This is a genomic window from Capnocytophaga sp. oral taxon 878, assembly GCF_002999135.1.
Lineage (GTDB): Bacteria > Bacteroidota > Bacteroidia > Flavobacteriales > Flavobacteriaceae > Capnocytophaga.
Window position 1 is genome coordinate 558,358 of sequence record NZ_CP027229.1, and the last position, 20,736, is coordinate 579,093.

Sequence of the window (20,736 nt, forward strand, 5' to 3'; positions counted from 1 at the left end):
ATGAAAAAGAAATATAATAAAGAACAACTCAAAACTATTACCCTTCATAATGCGGGTGGTATGGAAGTAACTATAATGAACTTTGGAGGAATAATCACTTCCATAAAAGTACCTGTAAAAGGCAATAAAATAGAGTGTGTGTTGGGATTTGATAGCTTTGATGAATATATAAGTGACGAATACCGCACTGAGTATCCTTATTTGGGAGCCATTATAGGGCGTAATGCTGGACGTATTAAGTACGGAAAGGCGATTATTGAAGGAAAGGAAGTACAATTACATTGTAATTTGGGTGAAAACCAGATACATGGAGGAGAAGTAGGTTTTGATAGCGTTTTTTGGGATGTGATATCTGAAAAAAAAGGAGATAATTCTTCTGTAACATTACAATATATAAGTAAAGAAGGAGAAGAAGGCTACCCAGGTGAGGTGATAGCTCAAGTAACTTATACCCTTACCGCAGATAACCGCCTTCGGGTAGATTATTATGGGACTACTACTGCACCAACTATATTAAACCTTACACAACATACCTATTTTAATCTTAATGAAAATGACACTAATGTGTTAAATAATACCTTACAGATAAAAGCTGAGAAATATGTACCTTTAGAAGAAGGCTTTTTTACCCCTACAGGTGAACGTCCTCCAGTAGCAGGAACTCCTTTAGATTATCGTAAGGGGCAAAGAGTGTATGCACATACTGATAACTCATTTGTACGTGAAATAACTGCAGATGAAGTAATGGCTACTCTTACCAATGGTGAGGAAACACTTAGTATGGAAGTACGCACTAATCATCCTGTACTACATATTTATGCAGGTTATTACCTACCTGAACTAAAACCTATCCAACGTAAGGCTATTGGAGAGAATAAAGGAATCTGCTTTGAAGCGCAAGGTTATGCTGATGCTACTAAACATCCACAGTTTGACAGTGTAGTACTACTGCCCAATGAAGAATACAATTATTTTACTGAATTTAAATTTAATACTCTTTAGTCATTAGACTAGTTTCATTACTAATAATTACTAATACTTAATATGGAATATTTAGAAACTAAGAACCCGTACTTTAATACTTCGGGGTTAACATCTTCAGAGGCAAATTATGTGTGTGAGCGTATAAAAGAACGTTTAAAACCTATTCAAGACCTTGTGAGTAGTATAGAAACTCACACTTCTAGCATTGATGGAGAACCTTTAGATACTTTCACTAAGGTAGATAATATTGGGGCTAAATTAAGTGAAATAGGGGCTTTATATGCTATTTCGGCTTACTTACGCACAGCTATTAAAGAGAAAGAAATGCGCCTTGAGATAGTAAATAGAAAACTGAATGAGGTAATAGCTAAGGCTGAGGAAGAAGTGAAGCCTATTGACTATGAACCACTACACCGTCTTAGAGATGTTACTATAGATGATTATTTAAAAACCTTATCAGTAGAAGCTGTAGTACGCTATAAAGAGGCAGAAGCGAAAGCAGCACATATAGGTAAGTACATTCACTCTTTTGATGACATACGTACTAAGCTTACTAAAAAAGAACTTATTAGCTTTAGAGAAGTAGGGGAACAAGTATTCAAAGTGAAAAATACACCTTTGTACAATCTTGCGGAGCTACAACAGCTACAAGAACAATTATTGGCTGAACATCGTGAGTATGAGAGTGAAGTAAATTACTACAAAGCACAGTTTCGTACCTATCAGAATAACTGTAAATTACAATATGAGCAAGAACATCAACGTCTATTACAAGAGCGACAAAATCAAGTAAAGGCTCTAGTAGTAGAAAAAACAGCTGAGCTTACTAAGCTAAAAGAAAAGATAGCGAGTTATAGAATTATAATGCCAAATGACTATAAGAATACTATTGAGACACTCTTAAAAAAATAGGGTTAGGGGTGGGAGAAAATAGTTGACCTATAACAGATTTTTCTTGCCCTTATTTAGAAAACTACAAAGCGGATTCATCAAGATAGCAAACACACCTCTTAGATATTTTTCGCTCTGTACCCAAAACTGTTTTAATGGGGAATGGTGTTGTACCCAAACAAAAGGTTTATCAACCTTTAGAATTAAAACTTTGTTTTTGTCTTTGTCTTTGTGGGTATAGAGGTCTTAGATTTTAATTTTACCATTGACTGCGTTCCGTTTTGTAGTTTTCACTTATTTACATATATAACTACGTTTTTTTACAAATCTAAACAAATTAAGTAATATGATAGTATGCTTCTAAAAGAGGGGTAAAAAAGTTAGGTAAAAGAGGATTCTTTTCTTCCTTATAAGAAAGGGGAAATTTTGAGTAGTTAGAAACACTTCTAAAAGTATTATATTATGGAACAAGAAATAACTCCTAAGTTTCAGAAGAAACTTGAAAATATCATTGTGTTAAAGTCAGAATTGAGAAAATGGAAAGAAAAGACAGAAGAAGAAATTAATGTTCTACTAAAAGCATTTGAAAAGACTACCAGAGATGAAGGAGATTATTGCCTTATAGAACAATTTACTGATAGTGTTTTTGCTGAAGAGTTGGTTAAAATCACCTATAAATACTCCTATAATAGTAAAATAGTACTGAGTAGTATTACAGCTATAGGTATGATGTGGTGGCGTTATGATTTGCCTGAAACAAAACAAATATATCAGCTAATGGTAGCCCACTGTCAGCAGAAGGGTATAGCTCCTTATGTAGCTATTTACTTACCTAATATGAAACATTTTGCACATTTTGAAAATAAATGGGAGTATTATATGAGTATGAAAACAATGACACCTACTTACCTTGGTAGATGCAAATTTTTAGAATTTGTAGAGAAAAATATAAATACAATACCCTTAGAATATAAAGATGAAATCATAATGTTTTTGGAAGAAGAAAGAGATAATCAATTTGTTATGGAGAATAGAGGAGACTTTCAAAAGCTAATAGATAAAATTAAATCCTAACTTTATGAATACGTATGCTTTAGTGGGTAAAAATATAGCTTATTCATTTTCAAGAAATTATTTTAAGGAAAAATTTGAGCGCGAGGGTATTGCTAATAGTCAATATGTTAATTTTGATATTCAGAGTATAGAAGAACTCCCAGAATTATTGCATACAATACCTAACGTGAGGGGACTAAATGTAACAATACCTTATAAACGTGAGATAATACCCTTACTTCACGATATAGATCCTACTGTTTACGCTATAGGAGCTGTGAATACTATTAAAGTTACTCCCAATGGATTGATAGGATTTAATACTGATTGTTATGGTTTTAGTGAATCTCTGCAGCCTTTATTACAACCTCATCACAATAAAGCATTGATTTTGGGTACAGGAGGAGCTTCGGGAGCAGTAGCTTATGCTTTAAAACAATTGGGTATAGTTTATCGCTTTGTATCACGCACTCCTAATGATGGGCAGTTAGGCTATAATGAACTTACTCAAGAAATATTACAATCTTATTCTCTTATTATTAATTGTACTCCCTTAGGTACTTATCCTAATATAGATGAGTGTCCACCTCTTCCTTATCAGTATATTACTTCAGCACATTTGTTATATGACCTTATCTATAACCCTCCTCAAACAGCTTTTCTTACTCAAGGAATTAAGCGAGGTGCGGCTACTTGTAATGGACAATATATGCTAGAATTACAAGCGGAGAAGGCTTGGGAAATTTGGCAGACTTTATAATTGATATTTGATTGGAAACTTTGATATTTTATAACCAACAAGTAATAAATAATAGGATTAGTCATTTAGGTTATACATTTTATCAATGTATTCTATATAGCGGATGTAGCATTGTTTTAATAATTCTTCTCCTTCGGCTTGTACTTCCTTCACTTTTTTAAAATGAGCAAACTCCTTGTATTTGATATTTTCTAGTTTTTTCTTATACTCTTCGTGAGTACTATCTTTGAACATAGAAGAAGGTCTTTTTGCAAAGGATTTTATTTCAGCGGGCAAGCTTTCGGTGTAGTAGTGATACCACTGTAGCTTGCTTTTTATTTGTTGTATTTTAGTTTTATCAGCTTTTAATGAAGAAAGATGAGTGAGTAGCTTATTAATTTCAATTTCGGGTAGGGGCTCAGTACGGAGCATTTCTTGGGTTTTGGTAAATGCTTTAGCAATATAATTATCATTAAGACGAGTTAATAAGCTGTTTTTAAGAGACTCTGTAAGGTCTCCTTGGTCATAATAGCTGATAATTTCTACTCGCAAGTTATTGTATTGCTGAGGGCTTATAGTAGCTACCTCTATAGCATCAATATTATTTTTGAGAGTTTGTACGAAAGTACTATCATTAGAAGTATGTTTTACTGAAGTAGTATTACTAAAGTTAAAATCGGTACTTGAAACCCACGTATAGAGGGCTATTACAGCTACTATCCCTAAGGTGATGAGCATAAAGTAGAGTGTACGCTTATTGTCGGTCATAATTGTGTGTATTAATTTTTATTAGTATTGGTTTGTGTTTGTGAGGCTGTAGCTGTAGGTATAGTTTCTTTAGATGTGTTTAGTTGGGTATTGAGCTTCTCCAAAGAAATTCGCTTGTTGGCTATTTGGTTTTCAATGCCTTGTAAAGCCTCATTAGTATCAGCGTTTTTAAAATAATAACCACTTATAGCTCCTATTATTAAGCCTACAATTACAGTTATAAGGATAGATATTGTCTTGTTCATTTTATTGTTACTTAGAGGTTGTTGTGATAGTTTGTGTGGTGTTACTTACAGTTTGTGTAGTAATACTTATTGTTGCAGCAGGAATTGTATTTTTGAGTTTTGCTGTTAGAATAGAGTCAATAACTCTAAGTTCTGTTTGCTTTTGAACTACTTCATTGCCGAGAGTGTAATTGCGGAATAAATAGCCTCCTATGCCTCCTAATAACAGAGAAAGAACGCCATATAACAGTAAGTTCTCCCAGTTTAGTTTATTTGTAGAAGTACTCTTGCTACGGTTTTCGGGCAAACGTACTACTAATGTTTCTTCATATAAGGTAATAGCTTTTCGCTCATTTGCCTTACCTAATAAAGAATATTCTAATTTATCACTTTGTAACCCATATACATCAAACTTTTTTTGAATAGGCACTTCAATATTATTTACCCAGAAATGAGCTAAATAATCATCGGGATTTTTTATACTTAGTTTTCTTGTTTTTAACTGATTACCTGTTAAAAGAGTTTCTTTTTGTCCTTTTAGTGTGTAGTAAAAACTATCAGAGGAAAAGCCATAAGCATAAAATTCAGATTTTAGTTTTAGAGGAGTATTATTAACCCTAAAAGCCTGCAAGCAACCATTAGGGTCGGAAACGTGTACCCTTTTGGTTTGTATTTCTGTAATACTACTATCTAACGCTTTTTTTTCTTGTTTTACAAATTGGTAATATACTGTTGATTCTGTTAGTACTAAAAGTTCTTTGGCTGTAGGTAAAACAGGACTTTCATCTATCCAAAGCCCTTGTAAGGTACGTTCAGGATCACTTACTTGTAGTCTGCGAGTTGTTATTCCTTCAGCTGATTGTAGGTGAAAATCTTCAGTGTGCTGACTGCTGATAGGAGCTGTAAAAAGATACAGTTTTTCTAAAAACTCATTTTTATCGGCAGCTAAAAGAGCTTCTAAGTTATCAAGAGTAGCAATAGTGTAGAAATCACCTTTTTTTATGCTATTTTCATTAATAGTAGGCTGAGGTTTTTCTTTAACTGCTTTAGCATCAATTTGGGTGAGCAAATCGTTATAATTATGGGGAAGATTACCAGCTTGTACTATACTTTCATAACGTTTGGCAATAGTAACTAAGCATTCGCGAACATTGGTAAGTGTATATCTAACAGGCAAAAAGAGGCGAATAGCATAAAAGCCAGCACGCTTTTCTCGATCAAGTACTTTTTTAACAAATGAATAGCATATCCATTGCTCATTCTTAGCTAATGAAAAGAGAGGAGCATCGGTAAGTTGCATAGCCATATTGCGCTCATCAGTAAGAAAGTGCTTGGCATCTAACTTGGTAATGGTAGGGCTGCTACTGTACTCGGTATTTAGCCCATTAAAGGTACGTTGTATTAATAGATTTACTTTCATATATTGCTAATAAGAATTAACGGAACAAACTACCAAAAATACCTTTTCCTCCGCCTACAATAAAGCTATCGGAAAGTATTTGTTCCACTATGTTTTTAGAGTATTCTTCATTATAGGTTTTGAGAATCTTATCATAACAAACTTCACCTATTGAGAAGGGGAATACTTTTATTTTAAACTTATTACTGCTGTTTTCTTTGGCATCGATACAGTTATTTAACAAGTTTTTGAACTCTTCATTTACAAACTCACCTGCTAATTCCAAGTCGTCCTTAGGACTTTGTGCGTGTTCTTTTTTGATAATATCAAACTTGTTCACTACTATATAAACAGCATCGGTTTTATCTAATATTTTATAGGTTTTGAACATATTGAGGATGCTCACATAAATATCTCCCTGCCCGTAAGCATTGGCGTAATCGGCATTTAAGCGGTTTTGATGTTCTAAGGCATCAAGTACAAAGATGAGTATCTTGCGATTGCTGTTTTTTACATAGTTCACAAAGCCACGTACTTCATCGTTATCTAAACCTTTATCAAATATTTTAGCGTAGTTTTCGCCAGGTACTTCTACTATATTTAAAGGATGGGCTTTGCGGCGCTCGTCTTTTAATGAAATAGCAATATAGTTATAAGTTCCTGAGCCTGTAGCTTTGGGAAGTACCCCTTTTTCTAAATCGGCAGTGATTTGGGCAGCATATTTTTCGCCTTCTTGGTTATAGGCATCGGGTACACTTACGCCTTTTTTCTTAGTGTAATACAAAAGCCCTGATAGCATTACTGATTTGCCAGAAGCAGGTATTCCTACAAAGAAAACATCGGTACGACCTTTATCCATAGGAGGAAGGTCGTCGACATTATAATAGCGGGTAGGGAACTGCTTTTGGTAGTATTTAAAAGCGTTAATTATCCTGTTGGGCACACCAGCAGCTTCTAAATCGGTATAGGTATATATCCTATTATTTAGGCACTCAATAATGTGTTGTATGGTAACTTCTTCTGTTAATACTTTCTGAATTTCAATGCCTTTGCTTTGTAACTGGCTTACATTGGGCTGTGTAGGAGTAATAGGAGCCTGCTGCTGAATATTACCAAAAAGGCTATTATCAGTACTAAAAATAAAAGAATCATTGCTATTACCAAAAATGGAAGAGTTACCAGTATCGAAAATATCAGTAATAGGTTTAGGAGCTTCCGTTACAGGTACTATTTCAGGTTCAATACCCTCACGTACCCTTTGACGGCGTTCTAGCTCTTTTACCTTAGATATTTCAAGATTATACTGCTTGAACTCATCAATGCTAATATCACCATTGGTAACAAATTGATCGAGCTTATCAATAGAGATATTAGGGTTATTACAATCATTTAATATGTGTCTTTTTTTTATTTTATCCATTGCTAATTTTTTAATATTCAATTACTTTAGGCTTTGAGTTCTCATCTGGATTGTTATCGACATACACTCTTACTTTATATAAGAAGAAAGGAATGAGGATAAACAAATGTATTACCACTACTGCTATAATAGGCAACAACCAATTGGGAGGGTATATCTTATTTAGAGAAAAAAACTGGTTGATAGGTACTTGTGTAGGGTTCATCATTAAAGGAATTTTTTCCTTATTTAGAGGTAAATCAGCTAATTTGTTATTCACTAACTCATAGCTACTCCATACAAATTGGTTTAGTTTTTTGTATTCGGCAGCTACTTTTAGCCGGCTCCAACTATCAAAACGCTCTAAGTTTTTATGAGCTTCATCTACTACACTATCTATTTCGCTTTGATTTTCTTGAACCTTTTTTCGTATAGCAGTGAGCTTAGAGGCTACCAAGTTATCGACATCGATAAATTGAGGAGAGGCTAAGGTTTGTATATCAATATTATAAGGAAGGGCGCTGAGTTGTTTTTTTAGAAAAGGTTGCTTGGTATGTATATACACTTTGAGTTTGTTGGTAAGTTCGCCTTCATAGTTTTGCAAATCGGTATGAGCGCGATTTTCGTATATTTTGGAAAGTTCTGTTACCTTACCTATTTTATCAGCAGCTTCGGCTTGTATTTTGGGTTTTACATTGGTTTCGATATTGATAACGTGGGTAAGAGGTATTAGGCTACCTATTGCTAAAGCAATAAAAATAGCAAAAAGAGCCATAGCGGGGGTTTTGTACCGCTTGGTAACTATGGTTTGCTTACTTTTTTTTAGTACTTGTATAATAGCATAATACAATACTACTACTAGTGTGCTTATAGCTATGCTAATGGCAAATGAACCTTCGGTAAAATAGAGTAAACCAAAGAAATTTCCTATAAAAAGAATTACTAAAAAGATGAGAGATACTACATCTACAAATGCGAAATTATCTTGTTTAAATTCCATAATATTAAAAAGTTTTATTGTATAGTATTCTTAACTGATTATGCACAATTGTATTTTGCTTAAGCAGCTCTATGATTTCAGCCCCACTGTGCTGAGGAAATTTGGTTTTTAGAGCTACTACAAAAGCGCTTACTATGGGAGCTGAAAAACTAGTGCCTTGTGTAATTTCGGTAGTATTACCACTATGGGCTACTTTTACATTTACACCCTGAGCATATAGTGTAGTTAATGCTCCGTAATTGGAGAAATCAGTTTTTTGGTTGTGTTCATTTACAGCTCCTACTTTTATAGTGGTTTCGGCACGTTGTAGGGGGTCGAAGCCTGTGAGCACATTATCATTACCGGCAGCTAATACTATTACAGTTTTGTTCTTTTCGCAATAGTTAAAAAGTTCTTTCCAGAAACTTTCTTCATCTTTAGCTCCGTTTTTTATAAAATCTTGCTGATATTGTAAAGATAATTCGTCAAAGCCCTCTAAGTTGGCTCCTAATGAGAGATTGATTACATCGGCTTTGTTTTTCACTGCATATAATATGGCTTTGATGATATAGGTTGAACTCATAAAGCCATTGGCATCGGCTACTTTTATAGGAATGAGCTGTGCCGAGGGTACGATGCCTTGTATATCATTATAACGATTACCTACAATAATACCTGCTACTGCTGTGCCGTGGTTTTTAGCTGAGGGGCGTACATCGGTACTGTTATTGGTAGCGTTATAGGGTTTTAGATATTTGCCTGCCAATGAAGGGTGTTGTAAATCAAAACCATTATCGATAACTGCAACTGTAATGTTTTTGGCATTGATATTCCTAAGAGGGTATAAGTTTTCGGTGTGCATATACTTGTTATTGGCATCGGGGGCGGCAGCAGTTTTGTCGAACAGAGCTTCGTCCCATACCAAAACGTCATAGGAAGCCATTTCGGTTTTTACTTTCTTTTTAAAATTTTCACGTAGCGAATCGGCTACTTTGAATTGCATATAGTTAATGGTGCTATCTACATAATTAATACGGTATTGAGTAGTATCAAATTTCTGTGAAAAATCAGTAATAAAGCGAGGGGTACGGTACAAAGTATCCTTGATAGCTACATTTAGTATATCGGATACTATTTCGCGTTTGCTAATTGTATCGATAATAATCCTATTACGGTTAATAGGTTTTACGATGTAGTAATTACCTGGTAGAGGTAGGCCTACTGCTCCGCCTTGTGGCAGAGCAGGTGTATTGGCATACTGCTGTAAAGGCTTATGCTGGGTGAGTTTGTAATTTTTAATTACAAAATACCAAAAAGCGATACTTGCCAGTAACATAAGCATTAGCACCAAGTAATAATGAAAAGGATATTTGTTTTTCATATAAATTTAATTAGTAAATGTGTCATTTTTTATTTTTTGGGATACCTGATTGGCTCATCAACTATCCTTCGTTTATAGTTCGTTTATCCTTCGTTATTCGTTCGTTCATCAAGTAGTATAATTATTTGGTGAGTGTAATTGTTGTTTTAGATTCTTTAAGCTTGGGTGAGGGCAAGAAAGTTATTGAGGGCAATTAAGCTGGTATTCCCATTCGGTTTGGGTATCGGGACCATATACTTCGACAATGCACTCTTGGGGTTTACCTTGTGTGGCGGAGTAATTAAACTCTAAGAAGCCTTCTCCACTTACTAAATCTTTTGTAGAGGCTACTATTTTGTTATCATAAAAAACAGTAAGCCTATCGGCAACAGTGTACATTTCATACCAGATTACGACCTTACCAGAAGTGCTGCCTAATCGGTGTGTGGTTATGGTACGCCCATAGCCTCCTGAATTTACTTCGGAATTACAATCGACTACTGCTGGTGGGGTAGGAGTGGAAGGATCGGCTACGGCACTAGGAGGAGGTGTTTGTGTTTGCTGTTGAGGTGAGGTGGGGGAGGGGTAAGCATTTTTGCACTGAGGTTCCCACAATATAGCATATATAAGCAGACCTAATAACAAGAAAAAGAGTAGGTAGTACAACCACCAATATCGGTAAAAGAAACGGTTTTTCATAGCTTAATAGATAAGAGATTTATAGAAAAAGGTAAGGCATATAAGCACCAAAAGTAACACTAATAGCCATCCATAAATAGCAGCAAACTCTTTGAGGAACCCTAAAAATGATTTTTTAGGAGTAGGTATTGTTATAGGCTCGGGCTCAATAGGAAGAGGTTCTTCTTCAATAATTTCTTCCTCTTCGGGTAGAGGTTCATCCATAGGAGTAGGCTCTTCGGCTATAGGTGTAATGGGTTCTTGGGGTATAGGAGTAGGATCTGTAGGAAGGATTTCTGCGGTAGGAGTTATTTCAGCTTCTTCTTCTATTATATTAGGACGCTTGATTTGGTCATTTTTAAATGCCCACCCCCATACAATGCATAGGTCATTACCATTGCTAAAAAGCTTATTATCTTGCTGATGAAATACTTTAGCTAATAAGCCAGCCCAATTACGATCATTAGGATCGGCACTTTGTGATAGGCTATTGATGTGGTTTTGGAGTTCGTCCTTAAAGGCAAAGTATTTGCGTTGGGTTTGCACATCTATAGTTTCTTGCAAATTATTATAAGGTGAATACCAATCAACAGTGTAGTTTTGGAGTATAGGTTTAGCAAGTATGTTTTTGTAAGCCCCAGAGAAGCGAGTGCGTACAAAGTTATTCACCAATTCATAAGTATTGAAAAGGTGCTTGTTGTCGTGTGAAATAGGTATGAAACTATCAGTTGAGAGAGAATAAAACTTTTTCATCAAAATTTGTATATTGCTCTAAAAGAGCTTTAAGAGTATTGTTTTCAGTTTCGTTATAATTAACAAACCCACTATTGATAAGCAGTGAAATGCGGAGTAACTCCATCCATCGGTTATACTTCTCGAGGGCAATGGTATTCACATCCATTTTAGTATTGTCGAAAAGGGCAGCAATGGTATTATCATCAGTCATATTCTCGCGCAAGAAATAAGCATGAGGTTTGTCTTTTAGCATTTCTTTAATTTCACGAGCCTCATCATTACTGATAAACTGCATATCAAAATTATAGATAATATCATTTAGTAATAAGGCAAAAGTTTCAGCCATAAACACTTCTTCACCTTGTATACCCTTAATTTCAGAAACCATATTGTCAAACACTTTTACTAATTTATCTACTATATTGCGCTTTTTGATAATGGTTTGGTAGTGCTCGGTAATAGCTTCAATATTACTTTTGGTAATGTTATACTGAGTAAATTCGGTAAAAGGATTGTTAGTTAACTGTTTGCGCCAAGTCTCTAACATTAGTTCGGTATAGTGTTCAGCTTTAGTTTTGGTTTTGGCAGGAGTAAATAAATCACTTATTTTAATGTTGTATATTTCTAATTGTTTTTCTACCTCTTCCTTGCTACTAAGCCACATATTAGTTTTAAGGATATTTACTACTTCTTCTTCGGTAGTAGCATTCTGTAATTCTGGGTATTGTGTGAAAAGAATTGCAGCATCACTTAAATTGTTGTGTGTTTCTTCTTCTACATCAATAATAAGATGCTCATTTAGCAGATTGTATAGCTGAATAGGAGTAACACTTAGTTGCTCAATAAACTTATTAAACAATGAAAAATCAAGAGTAAGAGCCCTATTAAACTGTAATTGAAACTGGGTTACTAACTGCATATTCTTGTTACGCATAGCTTGTACGTCATCAGTATGCAAGTATTTGTTAAGTACAGTTTTAAGCTGCAGAAGAGTTTCATTCAGTATTGCAATATAGTGATTTATTTTAATAAAATTATTTGATACTTTTTCTAAGTTTTCAACTATAAGTTGTGAGCCATCAGCATTTGTTTGGGCTGCGGCATCCCAAGCAGCTTCGGGAGTGTCAAAATGTTTCTTTACAAAATCAAATTCTATAAATGATTTGCGTAGGGCATTCATAAAGTCCACTCTGTCAGGACGCAATTCTGTTTCTTCTTTTTCAGTTTCAAAACCATTAAAAGTATGCTTAGAGTAATTAAAATCCCTTAGCAAATACATATTCTTAAAACAAGGTGATTGTAATGCCCAATGGGTATGCCAATTACGTGATTTAGTAACTATCTCTCCCTCAAATATAGCATTAAAGCGTGCTATCCACTTGTGGTTAAGAGCAGTGTAGTCGTTTAAATAATTGTTATCAGCTCCATCTTTGTAATATAGCTGTTCATTAAAGAAAGTATATATTACAAACAAAGGAGGTATTGAAGCATTGGCTAAAGTAAGGCTGCGTTGCTCTTGGGTTTCTCCTATATTCTTGCTTATCCAGTTAAATAGCAAATATGAGAGCTCATTAACTTCTAATTGCTTATCATTATTGCAGAACAGTAGGTTATTGATGCTATAGTCGTCAGAATAACGGTTAAATAAATATGACACTTTACCCCGTATAAGCATCTGCTTTTGGTTATCTTCATTAGCTATACCTGCCTCTTCAATAGCCAATCTGGTACGAGCTCCAGGAAAATCTAATAGATCTGAGTTTTGTAGGAATCGTTTGCTATGGACTAAGCCCTCAGGTATTGAGAAAATGAGTTCCATAATAAGTACTGATAAATAATTTATATCAATACTTACCTCATTACCTATAGCAGTTTTTACTATAGTTTCATCATGTACTTTTTCTAATTGCTTGATACGTTCTACATCTAAAATACCCCCTTGTTCACGCAATACAGTGTCAAATTTTAGGTAAGCTTCTGTAGCGTAGCTAAGTTTGTGTAGTTTTTCAATAATAGAATTGAAAATCTGAGTAAGGTGTTCGTTTTTATTCCATAATACTTCAAAAATACCACTCCACTGTGTGTAGTCAAATTGAGCAATGATTTTAGCAATACGTTGAAAAAAGCGTGTTTCAACCAATCCCTCAAATAATATGGTATGCTTAGAGAGGTGGTGGTCAAAATATTCTTTAATTTCTAAAATATCAAACTCAGTAAGGTGTTCTTGTTGTATTGCAGCACTTTGCAACTCATATCGCTTGATATGAGCCTCTAGATCCCGTTTGCTAATAAAAGTTGTAATCTTCTTAAGGTCTAAGAAAAAAGCATCAAGTATAATGATAAGAATGTCCTTAGCGTTTAGCAGTTTTACTTTTACTGGAAACTCAGAGTATTTCACCTCTTGTTTGATAGTGAATCGGGTTACCAATCCTGTACTTTCTTTACCACCAGCAGGATTTATATGTTGCAAAAAATCGTATGCAGTACTACCATTCTGTATTTCAAAAGGGTTCTTCTCTGTGCTCAGTAGGTTTTTAATAAGGTATGATTTTCCTACTTGGCTAGCACCGAATAGTGCCATTACTGGTTTAGAATCTATATTCTGCAGTATCTTATTAAAAGTATTAACAGCTCCTTTTAGTTGTAGCAACACTTCATTGCGGTCTTCGTATTTTAGGTTTCTCTCTACCCACTCCACAGTTGTATGTACCAAGTGTTTTTTTTGCTGAATAAAACTCTTGATTACCTCTATATCTTGTTGCGAATAATTGCTTCTCATTGCTATTTAACATTTAGGATAAACTCACACTTATCTAGCCAATACCCCTTTTCATCTTCAAGGGTTTGGTAATGTATCTTAAAGTATTTATTAGGCTTTTCATTGCCTTCGGAGTCTTCTACACTCTCTACTCTAATTTCTTCCTTGCTCTCGTCATAAGGGCGTTCCAAACGCGTTTTAAGAGGCAGATTCTGCCTTATAGCATTCTTTTCTACCTCTATTTGTCTCTGTATATAATCTTCCGTTTGCCCACTATATTTGCGTCTTACATTAACACCTACCTCTGCCTCGTCTATCCTAATACTGTACAAGTTTGAGTAGGGGTAGTTTTTTGATAAATACTTAGAATAGCCGAAATAAAAAGGCAAAGAGCTTACTATCAGTTCGCTTTCATTCCTCTTAGGACTCAATATCATCTCTTTCTCGCTGTTGTTAGTGCGTACTATATAATCAGCCGTTGAAATCAGTTTTTCCTTAACTTCTTTTATGTCAATCTTTAAATCAGGTATTTTGAATAGCTTTCCTGCCATAAGGGCAACAATAGCCCCTACGCTTACCACTGTCTTAGGGTCATTAATAAAGCCGTTGCCATCAGCAAAAGGATACCAACGCCCTACCCAATAAGTATTTAGGTTTATAAGATTTTGAGGTGAAATAGTAAGGTATTTTTTAAACAGACTTTCAAAACTATTTAACGATGCTGGTTTGCCTGATAATACTACAAAATCACACTGATATTGATTGAACACCACACATATTTGCCTAATAAGCGTATCAAATACCGAGGCTACTATCGTATTTACTTTTTCAGCACTTAGCTTCCAGCGTATGTCTAAAAGGCTAAATCCAAAATGATTCTCAAAATATTTCAGCATCTCTGTATTCTGGAATTTGCGGCCTATAAGTTCTTCAAAAGTCTTTTCAGGGGCAGGTTCTTCTACCTTATTAGCTTGTTTGATGTATGCCAAAGCTATTGGTATTGCTACTTGATGCACAAAGGCTTGCCGTATCACTCGCCCTTTATAGCTGATATTATTAGCATCCTCACCAAAAAAGTTATTTAATCGTTCCGATATATTAGTTATCCCCTGTTGTAATCCATAGTTCTGAATCACACCAGTACAACCTTTATCTTCAGGGGTTTTAATTTCACCTTCAATAATAATTTTCTGTATTAAGTCTTTTAGTAGGTCATCACCTGCAAACTTAAAACTGTCCCAAAACAGTGGGGTAGGGGTAAGCAAATCCGTGTCCTTCCCTTTTTCTTCCAACTGATACTGGTTAATCAGTATGTCAGTAGTACCAGCCCCTATATCTACCGAAGCTACTTTAAATGTATTCTTGCCCTTAAATAGGTAATTGTCAATCACATAATTATTACCTTTTAGTTTCTTTACAATCAAACTGTAAAGAAAAACAAGTTGGCAGCAAGTAGCCTCATCGTATGTCCAATCAGTACGCTCTTCTAACTGCGAGAGGCTTTTCTTGATATCATTAGTACTAGGAATTATTTCAGGCATCTCAAACCAATAATCCTCATAATTATCATCAAAATAATAAGCTGCATAATTCTTTAATAATAAGCAAGCTTCTTCAGCAGCTTGGCGTAAGGCTACCTGTTCAGCCTGTATCATAGCCGTAGGACACGAAATCGTAATGCGTTTCAGTGTTCTTGGTACCATCATCTGTCCGTGTTCCTCCCTAAACTCGTATGAGTTTATTTGTGCTGTTGCGTGTACCAATATCTCCAAGAATACAAACTTCATCAGTGATTTCCGTGAGTATAAAGGTTTAGAGCCAAATATCTCATTCTTATTAACTAAATCACCATTGGTTTTTAGCTGATTGGTAATACCATTTAGGTAAACCTTTTTTATCTTATCTTTTTCTCCTTTAGGGATAAACTCCCACTCTCTTTCAGTAGCACTATCATCCCACAAATAGCGCTTAGGACTTGAATTATAGGTCTTTAATTCATATCCCAATCTCAAATCAGTAACCGATGCATTAATAAGATGCTCCGCCTCCCAACCTATGCGTACTAAGCTCGGAACAGTAAATTTCTTATTGTCCGATATATCATTAATATCACCAAACTTCGATTCCGAAAACACTACATTCATAGGAAAAGGCTCCGCATACTCCTTATCTGGTTCAGTATAATCCTGAATGATAAGCTTCTTCACACTCTCAAAATCAAATGAGTTATCATCCCTATTCTCAAATAATAACGCACAAGTAGCCGAGTTGCCTATATCAATCACCAAATCCACTTCTCTTTTCTTCATTCTATCAGTAAAAAGCTGTATTTCTGGCATTTGCATTAAGCTTCCCAACCATTTTACTATCAGTAAGTACGAAGCCAAATACTGCTTGTAAGGCTTCTCATAACGCGCATCCTCATTCTTGCCATAATACACATCAGCCAAATACCCCCCTATCCAAGCCGAAGCAAAATAAGGATCTGATAAAGCATTAGCAATATTTAATACCGATTTTTCTAATTTGAAAAGATTCTCATCAATATTCAAACTCAATTGCGGACTTGTCTTATCGCTCTCATTCTGAGCCAAAAGAGTATCAACCGCAATGATAACTTTTGCTAAGTTAAATTCCTCATCACAATCGATAAATACCCTCACCCAATCCGTCGGAAATAACAAATCCTTATTAATAGCATTATCTTTAAAGTATGGCAAAGGTATCCACTTGCGCTGATAAGCCTTCAAAGCACGACGCAAATTCCCATCCTCCTCAGCTACCAATACAGGCGTAAGCTGCTGCAAATCCACCTCATCTTTAATCCTCCCATTCGCCAGCAAGTTATTTTCATATAGCTGCTGATAACGATAGTAAATAGCATCACCTCCTTGCGAATGCTTCAGCAAGGGGTCAAGCACAAACTCATCAGTATTATTGTCAAAAGGTTCGTGATAATAGATTTTATTTTCAGGCTGTTTTCCAAAATCCTTATCAATCTCTGTCGAGAATTTAATGTATTGGATACCAGAATTGGCAATGAGCGATATTCTTTTCATAAAGTGTTCAGTGTTACTGAATAATATAGGCTGCAAAATTAATAAAAAAATATCAATTAACAATGAAAAAAATACCCCCAAAAACTCAATTTTACCAAATTTTTACCACACTCCACAATACCCCCAGCTACCCTCTATCCATCTTGATAAATCAACCAACAATCTTAATTAATAATTAAAGAATAATTCTAAGATGACTCTACGATCAATCTAAGATGAATTTAGCCTGAACGAACGAATAACGAACGAATAACGAAGGATAAACGAACTATAAACGAAGGATAGTCATCTCACTATTGCAGCTCAGTAAGCACATCAATACCTGCTGCCTAACCCCTGAAACCAAACAACCCTTAACTTGATTATTAAAAAATATTTTGTACTTTTGCAGCACAAAATGTTAATTCTTTTTGAAATGAAAATACTTACCCTTTTTGCCCTATGCCTATCATTAACAGCCGTAGCACAAACCACCGATGATAAAATGCTATCAGCCCTTAAAGAGTTCAAAAACAACAATTACCAAAAAACACTCGATATATTAAAAAACGAAGACCCTTACCAAAATCTTGAAGCCTTTTATCTCATCATCAGGGCTGAATATGGCTTAGTAACTACCAATTACAAAGCCGATATCACTTCTTTTGATTTTAATCAACTTGTTAGCCTACGCAGAAATATCAGTAACTATCTTCAGGTAGCTACCAATCCCAAAGGGCGCGAAATTATAGCTAACCTAAATACTGAACTACTTCAATATCCCTCCACCGAAACCGATTTTATAGCACTTCGTAACCAAGCGTTAGCCCAATCACAACTACCCAACCTCAAAAAAGCCTTAGCAGCCCTTAAATTTGATAAAGTAATAGCCCTAACCAATGAATATACCCCTTCAGAGTATCTACCCGAGTTTGAAATAGCCTACCACAAAGCAATGGCACAGTATCGCAAGGCATTGGTAACCCAAAACACCATTACCCCCGAACAGAAAAAGCAAGTACTAGCCTCCTTAAAGCACTATCGCGCTACTTATAGCAAAAAAAACATCCTTTATGACGAAGCCATAAAGGATGCTATTAAAAAATTCCGTTAAATCTACAATTTATACTTTGATTTTACCTTTAACCTCCTGATGTAACTCAGTTTAAAAGTCTCACTATTAATACTCATCAGGTCAGAGTTTTTAAAGTAAAGTCTTTTGTTGTTATATAACACACTGAACTCTAAAGCCCAGTTCTTATGAGTATAACTAAGTAAGCTATATACCCTAAAGTTCATATAATCTTTCACTTTCAGCCTACTCACCGATGATAGTTCTCTGCCAAAATAAGCTCCCAAGCCACCCAAGCCCCAAAAACTAACCTGTTCTGATAGTTGTAATTGCAGAGTAATACCCCCGCTAATTCCTGCTTGTAAATGCCTAAAAATATCAGTATTTTCAAAAGATTCTAGTGGTATAGCCGCTTTGTGATAATACACACCACCCCCTACATACCATCCCAGCAAAGGTTCAATAACTGTTTTCTTTTCTGAAAATACATTTTCAATAGGAAACTGCTTCCAATTTTTAAAAAAGAGTACTTCAGTTCCTACCTGTTGTATTTGGGTATCGGTAAGCAAATATACCTTGCCTTTATCTTCGTAGTAAAATCCCTTATAATTCTGATAATAGAAGTCTAATAACAGTTTTTTAGTCAAGAAACTGTGCAGTTGGAAGTCAAAAAAAGTAGTTTTGCCATAAGTATTCACATTCCTTAGTGGCATTATATTTTTGGAGTAATCAAAGCTGATGTAAGTATTATCAATACCCGCTCCCAGTCCAGCTGTTAGCGGGTAGTTAGGTAATAGCTTTTTGTTGCCTAATACTTCATTATAGGGTCTATCTTCCACATCTATTGAAAGATAATTTATACTTATAGAAGGACGAACCCACACTTTGTATGAATGTCGTTTTACCGAGGTACTGTCCTGCCCCCATAATATGGTAGTAACCAATAAGAAAAAGTTAATGATATACCTCATTATCCGCTACTTATTGTGTTAGTATCCTAAAATCTTCAGCATTTCATCAGCTTTTTGTTGTTCCATAAAGAGGCGTGAAGTAAGATTACCTTTCTCATCTTTATCGATAAGCACAATTTTAGGTTGTGGTATAAGGCAGTGCTGCAAGCCTCCTACACCCCCAATTGTATCTTGGTAAGCCCCTGTATTGAAAAAACCAATATATAGTGGTTTATTTTTATTATATTTAGGCAAGTAGATGGCATTCATATTCTGCTCACTGTTGTAGTAATCATCACCATCACAAGTAAGTCCGCCTAATAGTACACGTTCATACTCATCATTCCAACGATTAATAGGTAGTAATACAAATCGTTTGTTAATTGCCCATGTATCAGGTAAGGTAGTAATAAATGATGAGTTAATCATGTTCCATTTCTCACGGTCATTTTGTTGCTTTTGGTACATAATCTCATAAATAGCCCCGCCAGCTTCGCCTACAGTAAAACTACCAAATTCAGTAAAGATATTAGGCACAGGTACTTTTTCTTGATCACAAGTAATCTTTATCTGCCTAATAATTTCATCTACCATATAAGCATAATCATACTCAAAAGCTAAAGAGCTTTTAATAGGGAACCCGCCTCCAATATTAAGGCTGTCCAACTCTGGAGCTACTTTTTTAAGCTGAATATATACACGCAAACACTTCAGTAACTCATTCCAATAATAAGCATTATCTTTAATCCCAGTATTGATGAAAAAGTGCAGCATTTTTAGCTTAACTTTGCTGTTGTCCTTAATTTCACGATTGTAGAAAGGTACAATATTTTTGTATCCTATACCCAACCTACTGGTATAAAACTCTGAACGTGGATCTTCTTCCGATGCAATACGTATCCCTATGTTATATGAATCATTTATTTTCTTTTGAAACAAATTAATTTCCTCATAGTTATCAATAATAGGAATACAGTTATGGAACCCTCTATTAATAAGATCAGCAATACCATCAATGTACCCATCACGTTTAAAGCCATTACAAAGTATATGACTATCTTTAGTGATAAGTCCCTCACCAATAAGATTGTTAATAATATTAATATCAAAAGCCGATGAAGTTTCCATATGAATGTCATTCTTCAAGGCTTCTACCATTACGTGTTTGAAGTGTGAACTTTTGGTGCAATAGCAGTAATTATAAGCTCCTTTATATTTATGTTTTTTAATAGCTTTTTCAAACCATTTCTTCGCTCTTTGTATATTTTCAGATATACGAGGCAAGTACATAAATTTCAGCGGAGCACCATATTGGCGCACCAATTCCATTAGGTCTATATTATGAAAGCGAAGTTCATCGCTATCTAAGGTAAATTCATCTTGTGGGAAGTAATAGGTTTGGTCAATTAAGTCAATGTATTTATTTTTCATCTGTTCAGTATAATTTTTAAAGGTGACTGATCTCTTTTGCAGTCAATATAAAATATCAAAAAACCTAAAATTACCTGATTTCAGATACGAAGTGGCGAAAGGCGTTTTGCCTTGAACTTATCTTGCAATGAATGTGTGAGTGAAGAGTGAAAATAACTTAAAAATAAAATGTTCATTTTCAGCGACCAAAGGTTTTAGTAATTAAATTATCTTATAATTCAGAAATAGTATATTACTATTCGAGTGCAAAAATAATTATTATTTTTGAATTACAAATA

Annotated in this window: 17 protein-coding genes; 5 read left to right on the plus strand and 12 right to left on the minus strand. The window is 34.9% G+C overall.

What is annotated here, in order from left to right:
- From C4H12_RS02495 to C4H12_RS02510, 4 genes are all read left to right on the plus strand, one after another.
- Entirely contained in the window at positions 1-1,002 is a 1,002-nt protein-coding gene (locus C4H12_RS02495) for an aldose epimerase family protein (protein WP_106097517.1), read from the plus strand.
- A 42-nt stretch (positions 1,003-1,044) separates the two neighbouring features.
- Entirely contained in the window at positions 1,045-1,896 is an 852-nt protein-coding gene (locus C4H12_RS02500) for a hypothetical protein (RefSeq protein WP_106097518.1), read from the plus strand.
- Between the two features lie 441 nt (positions 1,897-2,337).
- Positions 2,338-2,949, plus strand: coding sequence for a hypothetical protein (locus C4H12_RS02505; RefSeq protein ID WP_106097519.1), 612 nt, complete (start codon positions 2,338-2,340; stop codon positions 2,947-2,949).
- A 4-nt stretch (positions 2,950-2,953) separates the two neighbouring features.
- A complete protein-coding gene (locus C4H12_RS02510) occupies positions 2,954-3,688 on the plus strand; it encodes a shikimate dehydrogenase (RefSeq protein ID WP_106097520.1) in 735 nt (244 codons plus the stop codon).
- Positions 3,689-3,745: 57 nt separating this feature from the next.
- On the opposite strand, the gene C4H12_RS02515 is transcribed toward C4H12_RS02510, so the two are convergent.
- The 10 genes from C4H12_RS02515 to C4H12_RS02560 all read right to left on the minus strand — a co-directional run bounded on the left by C4H12_RS02515 (position 3,746) and on the right by C4H12_RS02560 (position 17,026).
- Positions 3,746-4,435 carry a hypothetical protein gene (locus tag C4H12_RS02515; protein ID WP_106097521.1) on the minus strand — a complete coding sequence of 230 codons (690 nt, stop codon included), beginning with the start codon at positions 4,433-4,435 and terminating at the stop codon, positions 3,746-3,748.
- A gap of 11 nt (positions 4,436-4,446) precedes the next feature.
- Positions 4,447-4,680, minus strand: a complete 234-nt coding sequence (locus C4H12_RS02520; protein WP_106097522.1) for a hypothetical protein — start codon at positions 4,678-4,680, stop codon at positions 4,447-4,449.
- Between the two features lie 7 nt (positions 4,681-4,687).
- Positions 4,688-6,079 carry a hypothetical protein gene (locus tag C4H12_RS02525; protein ID WP_106097523.1) on the minus strand — a complete coding sequence of 464 codons (1,392 nt, stop codon included), beginning with the start codon at positions 6,077-6,079 and terminating at the stop codon, positions 4,688-4,690.
- Positions 6,080-6,095: 16 nt separating this feature from the next.
- Positions 6,096-7,478: a hypothetical protein gene (locus C4H12_RS02530; protein WP_106099403.1), complete on the minus strand. Its 1,383-nt coding sequence runs from the start codon at positions 7,476-7,478 to the stop codon at positions 6,096-6,098.
- 10 nt (positions 7,479-7,488) lie between these two features.
- A complete protein-coding gene (locus C4H12_RS02535) occupies positions 7,489-8,457 on the minus strand; it encodes a hypothetical protein (RefSeq protein WP_106097524.1) in 969 nt (322 codons plus the stop codon).
- Positions 8,458-8,461: 4 nt separating this feature from the next.
- Positions 8,462-9,817, minus strand: coding sequence for a S8/S53 family peptidase (locus C4H12_RS02540; RefSeq protein ID WP_106097525.1), 1,356 nt, complete (start codon positions 9,815-9,817; stop codon positions 8,462-8,464).
- 180 nt (positions 9,818-9,997) lie between these two features.
- Positions 9,998-10,495 carry a hypothetical protein gene (locus C4H12_RS02545; protein ID WP_106097526.1) on the minus strand — a complete coding sequence of 166 codons (498 nt, stop codon included), beginning with the start codon at positions 10,493-10,495 and terminating at the stop codon, positions 9,998-10,000.
- Between the two features lie 3 nt (positions 10,496-10,498).
- Positions 10,499-11,227: a hypothetical protein gene (locus C4H12_RS02550; protein WP_106097527.1), complete on the minus strand. Its 729-nt coding sequence runs from the start codon at positions 11,225-11,227 to the stop codon at positions 10,499-10,501.
- A complete protein-coding gene (locus C4H12_RS02555) occupies positions 11,199-13,988 on the minus strand; it encodes a virulence factor SrfC family protein (RefSeq protein WP_106097528.1) in 2,790 nt (929 codons plus the stop codon). Before C4H12_RS02555 ends, C4H12_RS02550 begins: the two co-directional genes overlap by 29 nt.
- A 2-nt stretch (positions 13,989-13,990) precedes the next feature.
- Positions 13,991-17,026 carry a virulence factor SrfB gene (locus C4H12_RS02560; protein WP_106097529.1) on the minus strand — a complete coding sequence of 1,012 codons (3,036 nt, stop codon included), beginning with the start codon at positions 17,024-17,026 and terminating at the stop codon, positions 13,991-13,993.
- A 415-nt stretch (positions 17,027-17,441) separates the two neighbouring features.
- Here C4H12_RS02560 and C4H12_RS02565 point away from each other — a divergent pair, with 415 nt between their 5' ends.
- Entirely contained in the window at positions 17,442-18,119 is a 678-nt protein-coding gene (locus C4H12_RS02565) for a hypothetical protein (RefSeq protein WP_106097530.1), read from the plus strand.
- Positions 18,120-18,121: 2 nt separating this feature from the next.
- Here C4H12_RS02565 and C4H12_RS02570 read toward each other — a convergent pair whose 3' ends face one another.
- Both C4H12_RS02570 and C4H12_RS02575 read right to left on the minus strand, forming a co-directional pair.
- The gene (locus C4H12_RS02570; protein ID WP_106097531.1) at positions 18,122-19,048 is read right to left on the minus strand and encodes a DUF4421 family protein; all 927 of its coding nucleotides are present in this window, start codon (positions 19,046-19,048) and stop codon (positions 18,122-18,124) included.
- A gap of 18 nt (positions 19,049-19,066) precedes the next feature.
- Positions 19,067-20,458: an arginine decarboxylase gene (locus C4H12_RS02575; protein WP_106097532.1), complete on the minus strand. Its 1,392-nt coding sequence runs from the start codon at positions 20,456-20,458 to the stop codon at positions 19,067-19,069.
- Positions 20,459-20,736 lie beyond the last annotated feature (278 nt).